Source organism: Sphingomonas sp. Leaf231, assembly GCF_001421995.1.
In the GTDB taxonomy this organism is placed as follows: Bacteria; Pseudomonadota; Alphaproteobacteria; order Sphingomonadales; family Sphingomonadaceae; genus Sphingomonas.
In genome coordinates, this window is sequence record NZ_LMLS01000003.1 from 338,540 (window position 1) to 355,865 (window position 17,326).

At 68.8% G+C, this 17,326-nt stretch carries 15 protein-coding genes; 10 read left to right on the plus strand and 5 right to left on the minus strand.

Annotated features, from left to right (window positions below):
* The first annotated feature begins 10 nt into the window (after nt 1-10).
* From mce to ASE95_RS12830, 10 genes are all read left to right on the plus strand, one after another.
* A complete protein-coding gene (mce, locus tag ASE95_RS12785; RefSeq protein WP_056636731.1) occupies nt 11-433 on the plus strand; it encodes a methylmalonyl-CoA epimerase in 423 nt (140 codons plus the stop codon).
* Complete coding sequence (locus ASE95_RS12790; RefSeq protein ID WP_056636733.1) at nt 430-1,224, plus strand: enoyl-CoA hydratase-related protein; 795 nt, start codon at nt 430-432, stop codon at nt 1,222-1,224. Before mce ends, ASE95_RS12790 begins: the two co-directional genes overlap by 4 nt.
* 2 nt (nt 1,225-1,226) lie before the next feature.
* Complete coding sequence (gene scpA, locus ASE95_RS12795; protein WP_082450121.1) at nt 1,227-3,419, plus strand: methylmalonyl-CoA mutase; 2,193 nt, start codon at nt 1,227-1,229, stop codon at nt 3,417-3,419.
* Between the two features lie 2 nt (nt 3,420-3,421).
* Complete coding sequence (locus ASE95_RS12800) at nt 3,422-3,826, plus strand: lysozyme inhibitor LprI family protein (RefSeq protein WP_056636959.1); 405 nt, start codon at nt 3,422-3,424, stop codon at nt 3,824-3,826.
* The gene (gene bioB / locus ASE95_RS12805; protein ID WP_056636735.1) at nt 3,826-4,830 is read left to right on the plus strand and encodes a biotin synthase BioB; all 1,005 of its coding nucleotides are present in this window, start codon (nt 3,826-3,828) and stop codon (nt 4,828-4,830) included. Before ASE95_RS12800 ends, bioB begins: the two co-directional genes overlap by 1 nt.
* 54 nt (nt 4,831-4,884) lie before the next feature.
* Nucleotides 4,885-6,876 carry an acetyl-CoA carboxylase biotin carboxylase subunit gene (locus ASE95_RS12810; protein ID WP_056636737.1) on the plus strand — a complete coding sequence of 664 codons (1,992 nt, stop codon included), beginning with the start codon at nt 4,885-4,887 and terminating at the stop codon, nt 6,874-6,876.
* Nucleotides 6,877-6,946: 70 nt separating this feature from the next.
* On the plus strand, nt 6,947-8,446 hold the full coding sequence (locus tag ASE95_RS12815) for an efflux transporter outer membrane subunit (RefSeq protein ID WP_056636739.1): 1,500 nt from the start codon (nt 6,947-6,949) through the stop codon (nt 8,444-8,446).
* Nucleotides 8,446-9,804, plus strand: a complete 1,359-nt coding sequence (locus ASE95_RS12820) for an efflux RND transporter periplasmic adaptor subunit (protein WP_056636741.1) — start codon at nt 8,446-8,448, stop codon at nt 9,802-9,804. Before ASE95_RS12815 ends, ASE95_RS12820 begins: the two co-directional genes overlap by 1 nt.
* A 19-nt stretch (nt 9,805-9,823) precedes the next feature.
* Complete coding sequence (locus tag ASE95_RS12825; protein WP_082450135.1) at nt 9,824-10,516, plus strand: ABC transporter ATP-binding protein; 693 nt, start codon at nt 9,824-9,826, stop codon at nt 10,514-10,516.
* A 57-nt stretch (nt 10,517-10,573) separates the two neighbouring features.
* On the plus strand, nt 10,574-11,782 hold the full coding sequence (locus tag ASE95_RS12830) for an ABC transporter permease (protein WP_056636745.1): 1,209 nt from the start codon (nt 10,574-10,576) through the stop codon (nt 11,780-11,782).
* A 103-nt stretch (nt 11,783-11,885) separates the two neighbouring features.
* On the opposite strand, the gene ASE95_RS12835 is transcribed toward ASE95_RS12830, so the two are convergent.
* The 5 genes from ASE95_RS12835 to ASE95_RS12855 form a co-directional block, all read right to left on the minus strand.
* The gene (locus tag ASE95_RS12835; RefSeq protein ID WP_056636747.1) at nt 11,886-12,560 is read right to left on the minus strand and encodes a nucleotidyltransferase family protein; all 675 of its coding nucleotides are present in this window, start codon (nt 12,558-12,560) and stop codon (nt 11,886-11,888) included.
* Nucleotides 12,547-13,470, minus strand: a complete 924-nt coding sequence (locus ASE95_RS12840) for an XdhC family protein (RefSeq protein ID WP_056636749.1) — start codon at nt 13,468-13,470, stop codon at nt 12,547-12,549. Before ASE95_RS12840 ends, ASE95_RS12835 begins: the two co-directional genes overlap by 14 nt.
* A gap of 107 nt (nt 13,471-13,577) precedes the next feature.
* On the minus strand, nt 13,578-15,827 hold the full coding sequence (locus ASE95_RS12845) for a xanthine dehydrogenase family protein molybdopterin-binding subunit (RefSeq protein ID WP_056636751.1): 2,250 nt from the start codon (nt 15,825-15,827) through the stop codon (nt 13,578-13,580).
* The gene (locus ASE95_RS12850) at nt 15,824-16,789 is read right to left on the minus strand and encodes an FAD binding domain-containing protein (RefSeq protein WP_056636752.1); all 966 of its coding nucleotides are present in this window, start codon (nt 16,787-16,789) and stop codon (nt 15,824-15,826) included. Before ASE95_RS12850 ends, ASE95_RS12845 begins: the two co-directional genes overlap by 4 nt.
* The gene (locus tag ASE95_RS12855) at nt 16,786-17,307 is read right to left on the minus strand and encodes a 2Fe-2S iron-sulfur cluster-binding protein (RefSeq protein WP_056636754.1); all 522 of its coding nucleotides are present in this window, start codon (nt 17,305-17,307) and stop codon (nt 16,786-16,788) included. Before ASE95_RS12855 ends, ASE95_RS12850 begins: the two co-directional genes overlap by 4 nt.
* Nucleotides 17,308-17,326: the final 19 nt, after the last annotated feature.

Here is a 17,326-nt window from a genome sequence, read left to right on the forward strand (position 1 = left end):
GAGACGCCGCATGACCCTTGGCCGCCTCAACCATGTGGGCATCGCCACGCCGTCGATCGCGCGCGCGATCGAAACCTACCGCATTCTGCTCGGCGCAGAGGCGATCGGCGAGCCGTTCGACTTGCCGGCGCAGGGGGTGAAGGTGTGTTTCATCGACGCGCCGAACACGCAGATCGAATTGATCGAGCCGTATGACGACACATCGCCGATCGCCGGCTTCCTTCGGAAGAACCCGGCCGGCGGGCAGCATCACGTCTGTTTCGAGGTGCCGGACATCCACGCCGCGGTCGCCGGGATGCAGGCGGAGGGCGCGACGATCCTCGGCGAACCGCGCATCGGTGCGCATGGGACGCCGATCGTGTTCGTCCACCCGCGCGACATGGGCGGGGTGCTGGTCGAGCTGATGGAAACGCCACGGGAGGACGCGCATTGACCTACGAGACGATCACCTTCGATCTCGCTGATCGCGTCGCGACGCTGGCGATCAATCGGCCGACGCGGATGAACGCGCTGACGCCGCGCGTGTTCGCGGAGCTGACCGCCGGGATCGACGCCGCGCTTGAGCAAGGCGCGCGCGCGATCGTGCTGACCGGGACCGGCGGCGCCTTCTGCTCGGGCGCGGATCTGGTCGGAGATGCCCGGGACTCCGGAGCAGCGCCGATGCCGCGCGACCTCGGCGAGTCGCTGGATAGCAGCTACAATCCGTTCGTCCGCAAGGTCGCCGCGCTCGACGTGCCGTTCCTGACCGCGATCAACGGGCCGGCGGTCGGCGCCGGGCTGGGGCTGGCGTTGCTCGGCGATATCAGCGTGATGGCGCGGTCGGCCTATGTGTTGCTGGCGTTCGTCAACATCGGGTTGGTGCCCGATGCGGGGGCGACATGGCTGGTCGCCAAGGGCGCGGGGCGGACCAAGGCGCTCGAAATGGCGCTGCTCGGCGAGCGCGTGTCGGCCGAGGCGGCGCTGGCCGCCGGCCTGGTGACGCGCGTCGTCGACGATGCGCAGGTGCTGGCGGAGGCGCAGAAGCTGGCCGCGAAGCTGGCGGCGGGGCCGTCGGTGGCGATCGGGATGATCCGCAAGCAGGTCGCCGCCGCGCTGTCGATGGACCTCGAACAATCGCTGGCGGTGGAGCGCGCGAACCAGACCCGCGCCGGCCACACGCGCGACTTCGCCGAGGCGGTGCGCGCGTTCGGCGAGAAGCGCGCACCGGTGTTCGAGGGCCGCTGACCATGACGGAGGAACGCAACATCGGTGAGGACAGCGGCGCTGCGGCGGACGTCGGCACGCCCGCACCGACCGGCACCGAAAGCTGGACGGCGGCGGCGGCCAGGGAGGTGAAGGGTCGCGACCTGACGTGGCGCACGCCCGAGGGGATCGACGTCAAGCCGCTCTACACCGCGGCGGACGTGGAGGGCTGGGACCCCGGGATGCCCGGCTTCGCGCCGTTCGCGCGCGGGGTGCGCGCGACGATGTACGCCGGGCGACCGTGGACGATCCGGCAATATGCCGGCTTTTCGACCGCCGAGGCGTCGAACGCCTTCTACCACCGCAACCTGAAGGCGGGGCAGAAGGGGCTGTCGGTCGCGTTCGATCTGGCGACGCACCGCGGCTACGACAGCGATCATCCGCGCGTCACCGGCGACGTCGGCAAGGCCGGCGTGGCGATCGATACCGTCGAGGACATGAAGATCCTGTTCGACGGCATCCCGCTGGATCAGATGTCGGTCAGCATGACGATGAACGGCGCGGTGATCCCGATCCTCGCCTTCTTCATCGTCGCCGGCGAGGAACAGGGCGTCGACCGCAATTTGCTCGACGGGACCATCCAGAACGACATCCTCAAGGAGTTCATGGTCCGCAACACGTATATCTACCCGCCCGAACCCAGCATGCGGATCATCAGCGACATCTTCGGCTACACCAGCCGCGAGATGCCGAAGTTCAACAGCATCTCGATTTCCGGCTATCACATGCAGGAAGCCGGCGCGACGCAGGTGCAGGAACTCGCCTTCACCATCGCCGACGGCATGGAATATGTGAAATACGGTGTCGCCTCCGGATTGGACATCGACAGGTTCGCCGGGCGGCTCAGCTTCTTCTTCGCGATCGGCATGAACTTCTTCATGGAGATCGCCAAGCTGCGCGCCGCGCGCGTGTTGTGGCATCGCGTGATGACCAATCTCGGCGCGCGGGACGAGCGGTCGAAAATGCTGCGGACGCATTGCCAGACCAGCGGCGTCTCGCTGACCGAGCAGGACCCGTACAACAACGTGATGCGCACCACGATCGAGGCGATGGCGGCGATGCTGGGCGGCACGCAGAGCCTGCATACCAACGCGCTGGACGAGGCGATCGCGCTGCCGACCGATTTCTCCGCCCGGATCGCGCGCAACACGCAGCTGGTGATCCAGGAAGAAACGGGGATGACGAACGTCGTCGATCCGCTCGGTGGGAGTTACTATGTCGAGGCGCTGACGAAGCGGCTCGTCGACGATGCCTGGACGATCGTCGAGCGTGTCGAGCGCGAGGGCGGCATGGCGCAGGCGGTGGCGGCGGGCTGGCCCAAGGCGATGATCGAGGAAGCCAGCGCGGCGCGCGCCGCGCGGGTCGATCGTGGCGAGGACGTGATCGTCGGGGTGAACAAATACCGCAAGGATCATGAGGACCCGATCGAGATCCTCGACGTCGACAATCATGCCGTGCGCGAGACGCAGGTGCGCCGCATCGCACAGGTCAAGGCGACGCGCGACGACGCCGCGTGCCGGAGCGCGCTGGATGCGTTGCGTGAGGGCGCGCGTGGCGACGGCAACCTGCTGGCGCTCGCGGTCGATTGCGCGCGCGCCCGCGCCACGCTGGGCGAGATCAGCGGCGCGATGGAGGACGTCTTCGGGCGTTTCGGCACGCAGCCGACTCCGGTCAAGGGTATCTATGGCGGTGCCTATGCCGACGACGCGCGCTGGACCCGGCTGGAAGAGGGCGTGGCGGCGACCGGGCGGCGGTTGGGGCGCCGGCCGCGGATGCTGGTGGCGAAGATGGGGCAGGACGGCCACGATCGCGGCGCCAATCTGGTGAGCAGCATGTTCGGCGACCTGGGCTTCGAGATCGTGCCGGGGCCGCTGTTCCAGACGCCGGAGGAGGTCGCTGCACTGGCGCTGGCCAGCGACGTCGACGTGGTCGGCGCGTCGAGCCTGGCGGCGGGGCACAAGACGCTGATCCCCGAACTGATCGGCCACCTGCGCGCGGCCGGGCGCGCCGATATCAAGGTGATCGCGGGCGGGGTGATCCCGGCGCAGGATTATCAGGCGCTGTTCGACGCGGGCGTGCAGGCGATCTTCGGACCGGGCACGAACCTGATCGCGGCGGCGGAGGAGGTGTTGCGATTGCTGGGCCACAACATGCCGCCGCAGGGGGAGGGAGCGTGACGATGCGATCTTCATCGACCGTCGCCGGACGCGGCGCATCCGTCGTCGCGGGCGCGCTGCTGGCGCTTGCCGGTCCGGCGGTCGCGCAGTCGCAGGCGGCGATGAACGCGCAGGCGGGCACCGCGTACAAGGCCGCCGATGCGGCGATGACCGCGCAGTGGCAGCGCACCTATGCCGCGATGAAGCGCCGCGACGCCGCCGACACCTCGCGCGGCGGCGGGTTCGGCTATGCCGCCGCCACGCTCGCCAGCCAGCGTGCGTGGCTGGCGTTTCGCGACAGGCAGTGCGTGATCGAAGGCGGGGAGTTCGTCGGCGGCTCGATGCAACCGATGGCGCGCTTGCAGTGCGCGGCGCGGCTGACCAAGGAGCGGACCGCGCAATTGAAAGGCTTGATGTGGCAACGGTGATGAACGCGACGACCCGCAACGACTGGACCCGCGAGGAGATCGCGACGCTGTTCGACCTGCCGTTCGACGAATTGATGTTCCGTGCGCAGACCGTTCACCGCGCACATCACGCCCCGTCCGAGGTGCAGATGTGCACGCTGTTGTCGATCAAGACCGGCGGCTGCCCGGAAGATTGCGGCTATTGCTCACAATCGGTCAGCGCCGACAGCGGGGTGAAGGCGACGAAGCTGATGGATGTGCGCGCGGTGCTGCAACGCGCAGCGGAGGCCCGCGATGCCGGATCGCAGCGGTTCTGCATGGGTGCGGCGTGGCGCAACCCGAAGGACCGCGACATGCCCGCGATCATCGAGATGATCCGCGGCGTGCGCGGCATGGGCATGGAGACGTGCATGACGCTGGGGATGCTCACCCCGGCGCAGGCCGCGACGCTCGCCGACGCCGGGCTGGATTATTACAACCACAACATCGACACCTCGCCGGAACGGTACGGCGACGTCATCACCACGCGCACGTTCGGCGAGCGGCTCGACACGCTGGAGAACGTGCGGTCCGCGGGGATCAACGTGTGCTGCGGCGGGATCGTCGGGATGGGCGAGACGCGCGAGGATCGGGTCGGCTTCGTCCACGCGCTCGCCACCTTGCCGCGCCATCCCGAAAGCGTGCCGGTCAATGCGCTGGTGCCGGTGAAGGGCACGGTGCTGGGCGATATGCTCGCCGATACGCCGCTGGCCAAGATCGACGAGATCGAGTTCGTGCGCACGGTGGCGGTGGCGCGCATCACGATGCCGCTCAGCATGGTGCGCCTGTCCGCCGGGCGCGAGAGCATGTCGGAGCCGACGCAGGCGCTGTGTTTCATGGCCGGCGCGAACTCGATATTCACCGGCGACAAGTTGCTGACCGCCGGCAACCGCGGCGACAGTGCCGACGCGGCATTGTTCGCAAAGCTGGGCATGCGGCCGATGCAGGGCGCGGAGCCGATGCGGGTGTGCGAGGCGGCGGAGTGAGCCATCGGTGGCCCCGGCGCGCGGCCTGACCAAAAGAGAAAACAGGAGAGGCCGTTGTTCAAGAAGATCCTGGTCGCCAACCGCGGCGAGATCGCATGCCGGGTGTTTCGCACCGCCAAGCGGATGGGGATCGCCACCGTCGCGGTCTATTCGGATGCCGATGCGCGCAGCCCGCATGTGCTGATGGCGGACGAGGCGGTTCGGCTGGGGCCGGCACCGGCGGCGGAAAGCTACCTCAATGCCGAGCTGATCCTGCTGGCCGCGCGGGAGACAGGGGCGGATTGTATCCATCCCGGCTACGGCTTCCTGTCCGAGCGCGAGAGTTTCGCGCGGGCGTGCGCGGAGGAGGGGATCGCCTTCGTCGGCCCGCCACCGAACGCCATCGCCGCGATGGGCGACAAGATCGAATCGAAGAAGCTGGCGCGCGCCGCCGGGGTCAATGTCGTGCCCGGCTTCCTGGGTGAGATCGCCGACACCGATCATGCGGTGCGGATCGCGGGCGAGATCGGCTATCCCGTGATGATGAAGGCGTCGGCGGGCGGCGGCGGCAAGGGGATGCGGCTGGCGTGGTCCGAACAGGACGTGCGCGACGGCTTCGAGGCGACGAAGCGCGAGGGACTGGCGTCGTTCGGCGACGACCGCGTGTTCATCGAGAAGTTCATCGAGAGCCCGCGCCATATCGAGATCCAGCTGATCGGCGACCAGCACGGCAACATCGTCTACCTCAACGAGCGCGAATGTTCGATCCAGCGCCGCCACCAGAAGGTGGTCGAGGAAGCGCCGTCTCCGTTCGTGACCCCGCAGATGCGCCGCGCGATGGGCGAGCAGGCGGTCGCGCTGGCCCGTGCGGTCGGTTACTACAGCGCCGGCACGGTCGAATTGATCGTGTCGGGCGCGGATACCAGCGGCGAAAGCTTCTACTTCCTGGAAATGAACACCCGGCTTCAGGTCGAGCATCCCGTGACAGAGGAGATCACCGGGCTGGATCTGGTCGAACAGATGATCCGCGTCGCCGCCGGTGGGAAACTGGCGTTCGGGCAGGACGACGTGCGGCTGGACGGCTGGTCGATCGAAAACCGCGTCTATGCCGAGGATCCGTACCGCGGGTTCCTGCCCAGCATCGGGCGGCTGGTGCGCTATACGCCGCCGGCCGCCACCGCGCGGAACGACGTCCGCATCCGCGTCGACGACGGCGTGCGCGAGGGGGGCGAGGTCAGCATGTTCTACGACCCGATGATCGCCAAGCTGGTCACCTGGGCGCCGACCCGCGCGGCGGCGATCGATGCGCAGGTCGCCGCGCTGGACCGGTTCACGATCGAGGGGCCGGGGACGAACCTGCATTTCCTGTCCGCGCTGATGCAGCACCCGCGGTTTCGCGCCGGGACGATCACGACCGGGTTCATCGCCGAGGAATATCCCGACGGCTTCCACGGCGCGCCGGCCACGCCCGACGTGTTGCGCGCGCTGGCGGCGGTGGCGGGCGTCGCGGCACACGCGCAGGCGACGCGTGCGCTGGCGATCGACGGGCAGCTCGGCCATGCGTTGGCGGCGTCCGCCGACTGGGTGGTGCGGATCGACGGGCAGGACCATGCGGTCGCAGTGCATGGCGGATCGGTGAGCGTCGATGGCGCGCCGGTCGACGGCGCGGTGGAGTGGACGCCGGGTGCGCGGACGGCGACCGTGTCGACCCCCGACCCGCTGACGGTGGCGGTGACGCGCCGTCGCGACGGTTTCGTGCTGGCGACGCGCGGCAAGGCGCATGTCGCGCGCGTGCTGCCGGCGCACATCGCGCCCTATGCCGCGCATCTGATCGAGAAGGTGCCGCCTGACCTGTCGCGGTTCCTGATCGCGCCGATGCCGGGGCTGCTCGTCCGGCTGGACGTCGGCGTCGGCGACAGTGTGTCGGCCGGGCAGGCGCTGGCGGTGGTGGAGGCGATGAAGATGGAGAATATCCTGCGCGCCGAAAAGTCCGGTACGGTCGTCGCCGTGCAGGCGGCGGCCGGTGAAAGCCTGTCGGTGGATCAGGTGATCCTCGAACTGGAGTGACCCACCAGCGACAGGTCGCCACACTTTAGCGCTGGACGCGCGCGCCCCGGCTGCTTCATGCACGCAAGCCATGAGGCGCGTATTTCTCTGCCCGGCCGCGGCGCTGGTGGCCGCAGGCTGCTCGGTCGGTCCCGATTATCGCCCGCCCTCCCATGCGGCGCTGGCGGTACCGACGGGGTATTCGGTGCCCGCCGGCCCCCGGGCGGAGGACCTGACGCGCTGGTGGCAGCGCTTCGACGATCCGGTGCTGGGCGCACTGGTCGAGCAGGCGTCGGCGGCGAACACCGATGTCGCACAGGCGATCGCGCGGCTGCGCCAGTCGCGTGAGGCGCTGGTGCAGAGCCGGGCCGATCTGCTTCCCACGATCAGCGGCAACACCGGCTACAGCCGGTCGGAGACGCTGCGTGGTGGCGGGCAGACGATCACGCTGCCCGACGGCACCGTGCAGAACATTGGCGGAGGCGGGGGCGCGAACAACTTCTCGGTCGGCGGCAGCGCGTCCTATCAGCTCGGGTTGTTCGGCGAGGTGCGCCGCACGATCGAGGCGAGCCGCGCGCAATATGAAGGCGCCGGATTCGATTATGCCGCCACGCTGCTGACCGTGCAGCAGGAGGTGGCGCGCAATTACGTGCTGGCGCGGCTGTACCAGACGCAGCTGGCCAATGCGCGCGCCAGCCTGACGCTGCAGGAAGACAATCTCGAGATCGCCGGATTCCGGTTGCAGGCCGGGCTGGTCTCCTCGCTGGACCAGGAACAGGCGCGGCAGCAGCGCGCGCAGACCGCCGCGACGATCCCGACGCTGGAGCAGCAATATAACGCCGCGGTGTCGCGGCTGGGCGTGTTGACCGCGCAGGCGCCCGGCGCGCTGAAGCCGCAGTTGGCGGCGGTGCGCGCGATCCCAGTCGGCATGCCGCCGGGCGGGATCGGCATCCCCGCCGACGTGCTGCGCCAGCGCCCCGACGTCCGCGCCGCCGAACGCGCGCTGGCGGCGGCGACCGCGCAGATCGGCGTGGCGGAGGCGGCGCTCTATCCCAATTTCGCGTTCAGCGGGAACATCAACGCCCGCGCCAATACGGTCGGGACGCTGCTCGACACCGTGACCGGCGGCCTGTTCGCGGGACTGACGCAGGCGATCTTCAACGGCGGCCGGCTGCGCAGCCAGGTGCGCGGGCAGGAGGCGGCGGCGGATGCGGCGCTGGCGGCGTACAAGGGCGTCGTGCTGACCGCGCTGGAGGATGTCGAGAACGCCGTCGTCGCACTGGACACCGCGCAGCGCCGCGAACGCGAACTGACCATCGCCTATGACGCCGCCAGCACCGCCGCCCTGCTGGCACGCGAGCAATATCGCAGCGGATTGAGCGACTTCACGACGCTCAGCCAGCAGGAAGCGACGTTGCTGTCCACCCGCAACGGCGCGGCGCAGGCGCGCGCCGACGAGGCGACCGCGCTGGTTCAATTGTTCGCAGCGCTCGGCGGCGGCTGGGACGCGACGACCGTTCCGCAGGCGCCGCCGCGCGCCGCGCCCGCGCCGACATTGGCCCAACCCGCCCCCACCGACGGAAATCCCTGATGGCCGATACCAACCTCGACGATTTCCTGGGGCTGAAGCCGCAGCCGGCGTGGCGACGCTGGGGGAAATGGGTGCTGGTGCTCGCCGCGATCGTGCTGGTCGCGCTGTTATTGTCGCGGTGCGTGTTCGGCGATCCGGACAAGGTGACCTACGCCACCACGCCGGTCACGCGCGGGCGGTTGACGGTGTCGGTCTCCGCAACCGGCAAGCTGGCGCCGACCAATCAGGTGACGGTCGGCTCGCAGCTGTCGGGATTGGTGACCAGGGTGGTGGTCGACGTCAACGACCGTGTCATCGCCGGCCAGCCGCTGGCGCTGATCGACCCGGAGCAGATCGACGACCAGATCCGCGCGGGACAGGCGACATTGGCCGCCAACGAGGCGCAGGTGGCGCAGGCCCGCGCGACGCTGGCCGAATCGCGGGCGCAGCTGGCGCGGTTGAACGAGGTGTATCGCCTGTCGAAGGGGCGCGTGCCCTCGAAGACCGAATTGCAGGCCGGACAGGCCGATGCGCAACGCGCCGATGCTGCGCTGCGCGTGGCGGAGGCCAATGTGACGGCGGCGCGGGCGCAGCTCTCGCAATCGCAGACGCAGCGCGCACGGGCGATCATCCGCTCGCCCGTCAACGGCGTGGTGCTGGCGCGGCAGGTCGACCCCGGCCAGACCGTCGCGGCATCGTTCAACACCCCGACGCTGTTCGTGATCGCCGAAGACCTGACGCGCATGAAGCTGGAGGTGGCGATCGACGAGGCGGATGTCGGCGAGGTGCAGACCGGGCAGAAGGCGACGTTCACCGTCGATGCCTTCCCCGGCCGGACGTTCCCGGCGACGATCACGCGGGTCGACCTCGGCTCCAACCTGACGGTCAGCAATGCGACCGCGTCCTCCTCCGGCACGACGACGACCAGCGCGGCGGGGCAAGTGGTGTCCTATGCCGCCGACCTGACCGTGGGCAATCCGACCTTGCAGCTGCGCCCCGGGATGACCGCGACCGCCGATATCGTCACCGCCGACAAGCAGAACGCCCTGCTGGTCCCCAACGCCGCGTTCCGGTTCAAGCCCAGCGCGGCGGGCGGGAAGGGCGGCGGGATCACCGGCACGATCCTGGCCGGGCCGCCGCGCCGCAACCGGGCGGAGCGCAGCGCGACGATCGGGCGCGGCGCGACGCAGACCGTGTACGTGAAGGCGGCCGATGGCACGCCGCAGGCGGTGCAGGTCACCACCGGCGACAGCAACGGCACGCTGACCGAGGTGCTGTCCGGCCCGCTCCAGCCGGGGCAGCAGGTCATCACCGGTCAGCTGGCGGCGGGCGAGAGCGGCGCGGGCGCGGCGGCCAAGGGCGGATCGCGTGGGCAGTGACGATGCACCGCTGATCGCGATGCGCGGCGTGACCAAGGTCTATGGTCAGGGCGCGACGCAGTTTCAGGCGCTGAAGGGCGTCGACCTCGACATCGTGGCCGGCGATTTCGTCGCGGTGATGGGGCCGTCCGGGTCGGGCAAGTCGACGACGATGAACATCCTCGGCTGCCTCGACGTGCCCAGTGCGGGGACGTTCCTGTTCCGCGGCCACCATGTCGAACTGCTGGACCGCGATCAGCGCGCGCTGCTGCGTCGCCGCCATCTCGGCTTCGTGTTTCAGGGGTTCAACCTGCTCAGCCGCACGACCGCGCTGGAGAATGTCGAATTGCCGCTATTGTATCGCGGCGACGAGAAGCGGGCACGGCGCGCCACCGCCATGGCGGCGCTGGAAAAGGTCGGGCTGGATCGTTGGTGGGACCATACGCCCGCCGAATTGTCGGGTGGGCAGCAACAACGCGTGGCGATCGCCCGCGCGATCGTGACCCGGCCCGACGTGCTGCTTGCCGACGAACCGACCGGCAATCTCGATTCGGAACGGTCGGTGGAGATCATGGAATTGCTCACCGAACTCAATCGCGAACGCGGGATCACCGTGCTGATGGTGACGCACGAACCCGACATGGCGGCGTTCGCGCGCACCGTGGTGCATTTTCGCGACGGGCTGGTCGAACGGATCGAGACGCAGCACGCGCAAGGCGAGGCGGTGTCGTGATGCCGATTACCGTCCGCCATGGCGGAAAGCGGAGCTCGCGATGACGGGGGTCCACCGATGATCGGCACCACGCTCCTCCTCGCGCTGCGCTCGATCCGCCGCCACCTGTTGCGCTCGTTCCTCACCATCCTCGGCATCGTCATCGGCGTCGGCGCGGTGGTGACGATGGTGACGCTGGGCAAGGCGACCACCGCCGCCGTGCAGTCGCAGATCGCGGCGCTGGGCACCAATATCCTCCAGATCCGCCCAGGGCAGGGCTTCGGGCGTGGCGGCGGTGGCCCGCGCCCGCCCGACTTCACCCCGGAGGACGTCGCCGCGATCGGCACGCAGGTAGCGGGTGTCACCGCCGTCGCCCCGCAGGCGCAGGCGAGCGCCACGTCGATCTACGAGGGCGCGAACTGGTCGACGACGATCAACGGCACCACGGCGGCCTATTTCCAGGTTCAGCCATGGCCGCTCGTCAACGGACGGACGTGGACCACGGCGGAGGAACAGGCCGGCAAGGCGGTGTGCATCATCGGCAATACCGTGCGCCAGAACCTGTTCCGCGGCGGCGAGGCGGTGGGGCTGCGCTTCCGGCTGGGCGACGTCAGCTGCGATATCATCGGCGTGCTGTCGGCGCGCGGGCAGGCCGGGTTCGGCGGCGATCAGGACGACGTGGTCATCATGCCGATCAACGCGGTGCAGCGCCGCTTCACCGGCAGCCGCGACATCCGCCTGATGCTGGTCGGCATCGACCAGCGCTATTCCACCGCCGGGGTCCAGTCGGCGATCACCGACCTGCTGCGCGAACGCCGTACGATCGGCGACGGGCGCGAGGACAATTTCAACATCTTCGACACCAAACAGATCAGCGATACCCTGACCGGCACCACCACCGCGCTGACGCGGATCGTGGCTGCTGTGGCGGCGATCAGCCTCGTGGTCGGCGGGATCGGCATCATGAACATCATGCTGGTCAGCGTTACCGAACGCACGCGGGAGATCGGCATCCGGCTGGCGATCGGTGCAGTCGCCAACGAGGTGCTGCTGCAATTCCTGGTCGAGGCGGTGGTGCTATCGTGTCTGGGCGGGCTGATCGGGCTGGTGCTGGCGCAAGGGGTGATCGCCGGACTGACCCCGCTGTTGCAGGTGCCGTGGACGTTCGACCCGCAGATCAACATCGTCGCTTTCGCGATTTCGGCGGTGATCGGGGTGGTGTTCGGATATTTCCCGGCACGCCGCGCGGCGGCGCTGAACCCGATCGATGCGCTGCGCCACGAATAGGGAGGGCGGTCCACCGGATCGAAGCCGCGGTGACGATGCGATGCTAGCCACCGAAGGTTGACGGACTGCGCGGCACATGGCCGTGCCCGGCAGTTCCGCTATGTCAAAGCAGGTCCTGCACCGCGGCGCGTCGTTCCTCGGTCGAGCCGGCGCGCAGGACGTGCGAGTCGGGGCGGGTCAGCGCCTCGGGCGCATGAACGAGTTCACGCAGCCGTTCGAGATCGGCGGGCGTGTCGACGTCGATCAGCTCGGCGGCGTTGGCGACGACGTGGCGGCCCGCCTGAATCATGTCGCGTGCACCCTGATCGCCGGTGATCGCCAGAATCTCGTCGAAACGCCCGCGCCCGATCAGGACGGGTGGGCGCGGCGTGGTGCCGTCGCTCGATGCGACGACTGCCTGATCGTCCAGATCCTTTGCGGCGTCGAACAGGCGGTAGATGTGCGCGGCGGTGACGCGTGGCATGTCGCCAAGCGCAATCACCACCGCACGAGCGTCGTGCGCGCGCGCGCAATCCACTCCCATCCGCACCGACGACGCCATGTCGCGGTCCGGCGCGTCATTGTGGACGACGGTGAAATTGTGCGCGGCATAGTCGATCGTGCACCCGTCGACGACGACGATCCGCTCACGAAAAGGCATGTCCTCCAGCGCGACCGCGACGTGCAGGCCGAGCGGGCGCGACAGGAACGGCTGGTCCAGCTTGCTGGCCACATCGCCGAAGCGTTCCGACCGGCCTGCGGCGAGAAGGATCAGGACGGTGTCTTCAACGGCGATCATGAAACGCTCCCACCATTGCGGCGGCGATCGACAACGCGATCTCCGCCGGGCCGACCGCGCCGATGTCGATGCCCACCGGGCCATCGATGCGGTCGAGCTGATGCGGGTCAACGCCCGAAGCTGCCAGTCGCTCCCGCCGCGCGGCATGGCTGCGACGGCTGCCGAGTGCGCCGACATAGGCGGCCTCGCTGGACAGCGCGGCGATCAGCGCGGGATCATCGATCTTGGTGTCGTGGCTCAGCGTCACCACGGCGGTGGCGCGCCCCGGCTTCCATGCCGCCACCGCCTCGTCAGGCCAGCGATCGTCGAGCGTCACGCCGGGAAACCGCTCCTCGGTCAGAAAGCGCCCGCGCGGGTCGATCACCACGACCGCGATCCCCAACGTGGCGGCGAGCGCCGCGAGGCTCTGCGCGATCTGCACCGCACCCACGATCAGCAGCCGGCGCGGCGGATCGTAGCGGTTGACGAACACCTCCCCGGTTTCCAGCGGCCGCAGGTCGGCGTGGCCGGTGGCCAGGTCGGTGGTGACGGTCAGCGATTGCCCGGCGGCGCGCGCCTCCGCGATGCGATCGAACAATTCGGGGTCGAACCCTTCGGCGCCGACCGGTTGCACCATCACCGAAATCTCGCCGCCGCACGGCAGGCCGACCTGCCACGCGCTATCGTCGGCGACGCCGTACGTTTTCACCGCGAACGGCGCGCCGGCGATGACCTGCGCCGCGGTGTCCAGAATATCGCCCTCGACGCAGCCGCCCGAAACCGAACCCTCGAACCGGCCGTCGGCGTGGACGAGCATGTGGCTGCCGCGCGGACGGGGCGCGGACCCCCATGTCGAGACGACGGTGGCGAGCGCCAGCGGTTCACCCTTCCAGGCGGCGGCGGCGGCAAGGACGGAATCGTTGTCGGCCATGATCGTCTTTCAAGGAGGAGCGTCATTTCAGGCGGAGCGAAGCAACCCGGGGTCCCGCGCGCTGCCCCGGCTTGCTCCGCCCCGCTCCGCACAATGACGTAAGAGGCTTAGATCGCCGGCAGTTCCATCAGCAACTTGTCGCAGGTGATCGGATAGTCGCGCACCCGCACGCCGGTGGCATGATAGATTGCATTGGCAATCGCCGCACCCGCGCCGGAGATGCCCAGCTCACCGATCCCCTTGGCATGGATCGGATTGGCGTGGATGTCGCGTTCGTCGATGAACGCGACCTCGATCTGCGGAATGTCGGCGTTCACCGGCACGTGATATTCGGCGAGGTCGCGGTTCACGACCTTCCCGTTACGCGGATCGTGGACCAGTTCCTCCGTCAGCGCAGCCCCGATGCCGAATGTCATGCCGCCCAGACATTGCGAACGCGCGGTCTTGGCGTTCAGGATGCGACCCGCCGCGAATACGCCCAGCATCCGCTCGACCCGCACCTCCCCGGTGGTCGCATTCACCTTCACCTCGGCGAAATGCGCGCCATAGCTGGCCTGACGGTGCAGCTTCTCCTGCTTGCCGGGTGCGATGCTGCCGATCACGGTCATGCCGTCGCCGACCAGTTCGGTGATCTCCACCGCACGATTGTCGGCGATCGCGCGCCCGTCCTTCAGCGTCATCGACGCGGCATCGACGCCCATCGCGGTGGCCAGCTTCTCGCGCAGTCCCTCGCACGCGACATACACCGAGGATCCCGACGATCCCGCACCCCATGATCCGCCGGATCCGGCGGCGGGCGGGGCCGCACCGTCGCCCAGATGCACCGTGACGCGATCGATCGGCAGGCCCAGCGTCTCGGCCGCGATCTGCGCCAGGATCGTATAGGTGCCGGTGCCGATGTCGGTCATGTCGGTCGACACGATCGCCCGTCCGTCGGTGGTCAGCTCCACGCTGGCCGACGATTTCTGGAGCATGTTCGAGCGAACCGCCGCCGCCACGCCGACGCCGTGCCACCATTCGCCGCGGCGATCGGTGGCGGGCGCGGGACCGCGCTCGTCCCAGCCGAACATCTCCGCGCCCTTGTCCAGGCACGGGATCAGCTGTCGCGTGGAAAAGGGCAGGTCGTTTTGCGGGTCCATCGCGGGTTCGTTGCGGCGGCGCAGCTCGATCGGGTCGATACCGATGCGGTAGGACAATTCGTCCATCGCCGCTTCCAGCGCCAGCATTCCCACCGCCTCGCCGGGCGCGCGCATCGACCCGGCCAGGAGCCAGTTCATCCGCACCAGCTTGTGATCGATTAGCCGGTTGGGCGCGGCATAGGCGAATTGGGTACCGATGCCGGCCGGCTCGAAAAAATCCTCGCCCGGCAGGTTGCTGGCCAGCGTCTCGTGCGCCAGCCCGGTCAGCTTGCCCTGCGCATCGGCGGCCAGCCGGATCCGCTGTTCGGTGTTGGAGCGTCGCACGGTCGCGTCGAATACCTGCTGGCGCGACATCGCCACTTTCACCGGGCGGCCGAGCTGCCTGGCCGCGATCGCGGCGGCGACGCTTTCCGGCGCGATGCCCAGCTTCGACCCGAAGCCGCCGCCGACGTAGCGTGAGATGATCCGCACCTTGTCCTTGGCGACACCCAATGCGGCGGCCAGTTGCATCTGGTCGGACGCGACCATCTGATAGCTGCCGTGCAGGATCAGCGTGCCGTCGCGCCATTCGGCCGTCGATGCATGCGGCTCCATCGCGGCCGAATTCTGGCTGGGCGTGGTATAGGTCGCATCGATCGCGAACACCGCGTCGGCCATCGCCTGATCGACGTCGCCCTTCGCCATGTGCGGAGGGATCTGATCGGGCGGCGGGCGCGTCGCCTGATCGCGGTGGGCGGCGAAGACATACGCGCCCTTGGCCGGTTCATAGTCGACGCGGACGCGCGCGGCGGCGTCGCGCGCGGTCTCGAACGTCTCCGCGACGACGATCGCGACGATCTCGCCGTGGTAATCGACCTTCTCCACCCCTTGCGTCGGGGCCTTCTTCTCGCCGCCCTGCTGGGGGTTGCGGATGAAGCTGGGATAATCGGTGACGACGTCGATGACGCCGGGCAGCGCGCGCGCCTGGTCCGCGACGACCTCGCGGATCGTGCCCGATCCGAACGGTGCGCGCACCAGCACCCCGTAAGCCAGCCCATCGACGGGATATTCCGCGGCATAGGTTGCCAGACCCGAAACCTTCAGCGGCCCCTCGATCCGGTCGATCGGCTTGCCGATCACCCCCTGTGCGCCCGCGTCAAGCCAGCTGTGTGGATGGGCATCGTTCATCGTCAGGCTGCGCGTGTCCTCGCGGCCCAGCACCTTGTCGATCAGCGTCATTGAGTCACCTCGCGCAGCGTGGCGATCAATGTGCGACGCGCCAGCGGGATCTTGAAATCGTTCGAGCCGAAGCCCTTCGCGCCGTCCAGCAACGCATCGGCGGCGGCGGCGAACGCCTCGTCCGACGGCGTCTTGCCGACCAGTGCGGCCTCGACCTGCGGATTGCGCCACGGCATGTGCGCCACCCCACCGAACGCGAGCGCGGCGTAGGCGATCACGCCGTCCTCGACGTGCACCACCGCCGCGACCGAGAACAGCGCGAACGCATAGGAGGCGCGATCGCGCACCTTGCGGTACACCTGCCGTCCCGGCGGCGGGGCGGGGAGTTCGACATGGGTGATGAGTTCGCCCGCTTCCAGCACGTTCTCGATCTGCGGGGTGTCGCCGGGCAGGCGATAGAAATCGCCGATCGGCACGCGCCGCTTGTCGCCATCGGGCTTTTGCGTGACGATGACCGCGTCCAGCGCCCGCATCGCCACCGGCATATCGCCGGGATGGGTGGCGATGCACTTGTCGCTGGTGCCGAGGATCGCGTGGATGCGGTTGAATCCGCCGATCGCCTCGCAGCCGCTACCCGGTTCCCGCTTGTTGCAGCCCGCCGCGGTGTCGTAAAAGTAATAGCAGCGCGTCCGCTGGAGCAGGTTGCCGCCGGTCGTCGCCTTGTTGCGCAACTGCCCGGACGCCCCCGCCAGCAACGCGCGGCTCAGCACCTCGTACTTTGCGATGACGCGCGGGTCGGCGGCGAGATCGCTGTTGGGCACCAGCGCGCCGATCGTCAGCCCGCCATCCTCGCGCTCATCGATCGTATTGAGGTCGAGCCGGCTGATATCGACAAGCTTGCCCGGCGTCTCGACCTGCAACTTCATCAGGTCGAGCAGGTTCGTCCCCCCGGCGATGAAGCGCCCGCCGGCCTGCGTGGCCTCCGCGACCGATCCGGCCCGCGCATAATCGAAGCTCTTCATGCGTCCACCTTCGCATCGGCGTCGGCATCGGCACCGGCGACTTCGCGGATCGCGTCGACGATGTTGGGATAGGCGGCGCAACGGCAGATGTTGCCGCTCATCCGCTCGCTGATCTCGGCATCGTTGAAGTCGGCGTCGGTCAGGTCGGCGGACGCGTGGCTCGGCCAGCCCTTCTTCACCTCGTCCAGCATGCCGACCGCCGAACAGATCTGCCCCGGAGTGCAATAGCCGCACTGATAGCCGTCGTGCCGCACGAACGCGGATTGCAACGGGTGGAGGTTGTCGGGCGTGCCCAGCCCCTCGATCGTTACGATGTCGTCATCCTGATGCATCACCGCCAGCGTGAGGCAGGAATTGATGCGGCGGCCGTTCACCAGCATCGTGCAAGCACCGCACTGCCCATGGTCGCAGCCCTTCTTGCTGCCGGTCAGCCCGAGATGCTCGCGGCACAGGTCGAGCAGCGAGGTGCGGACGTCGACCTCCGCCTCGTGCGATATTCCGTTGATCGTGAAGTGCATCGGCTCGGCCTCTCCGCTG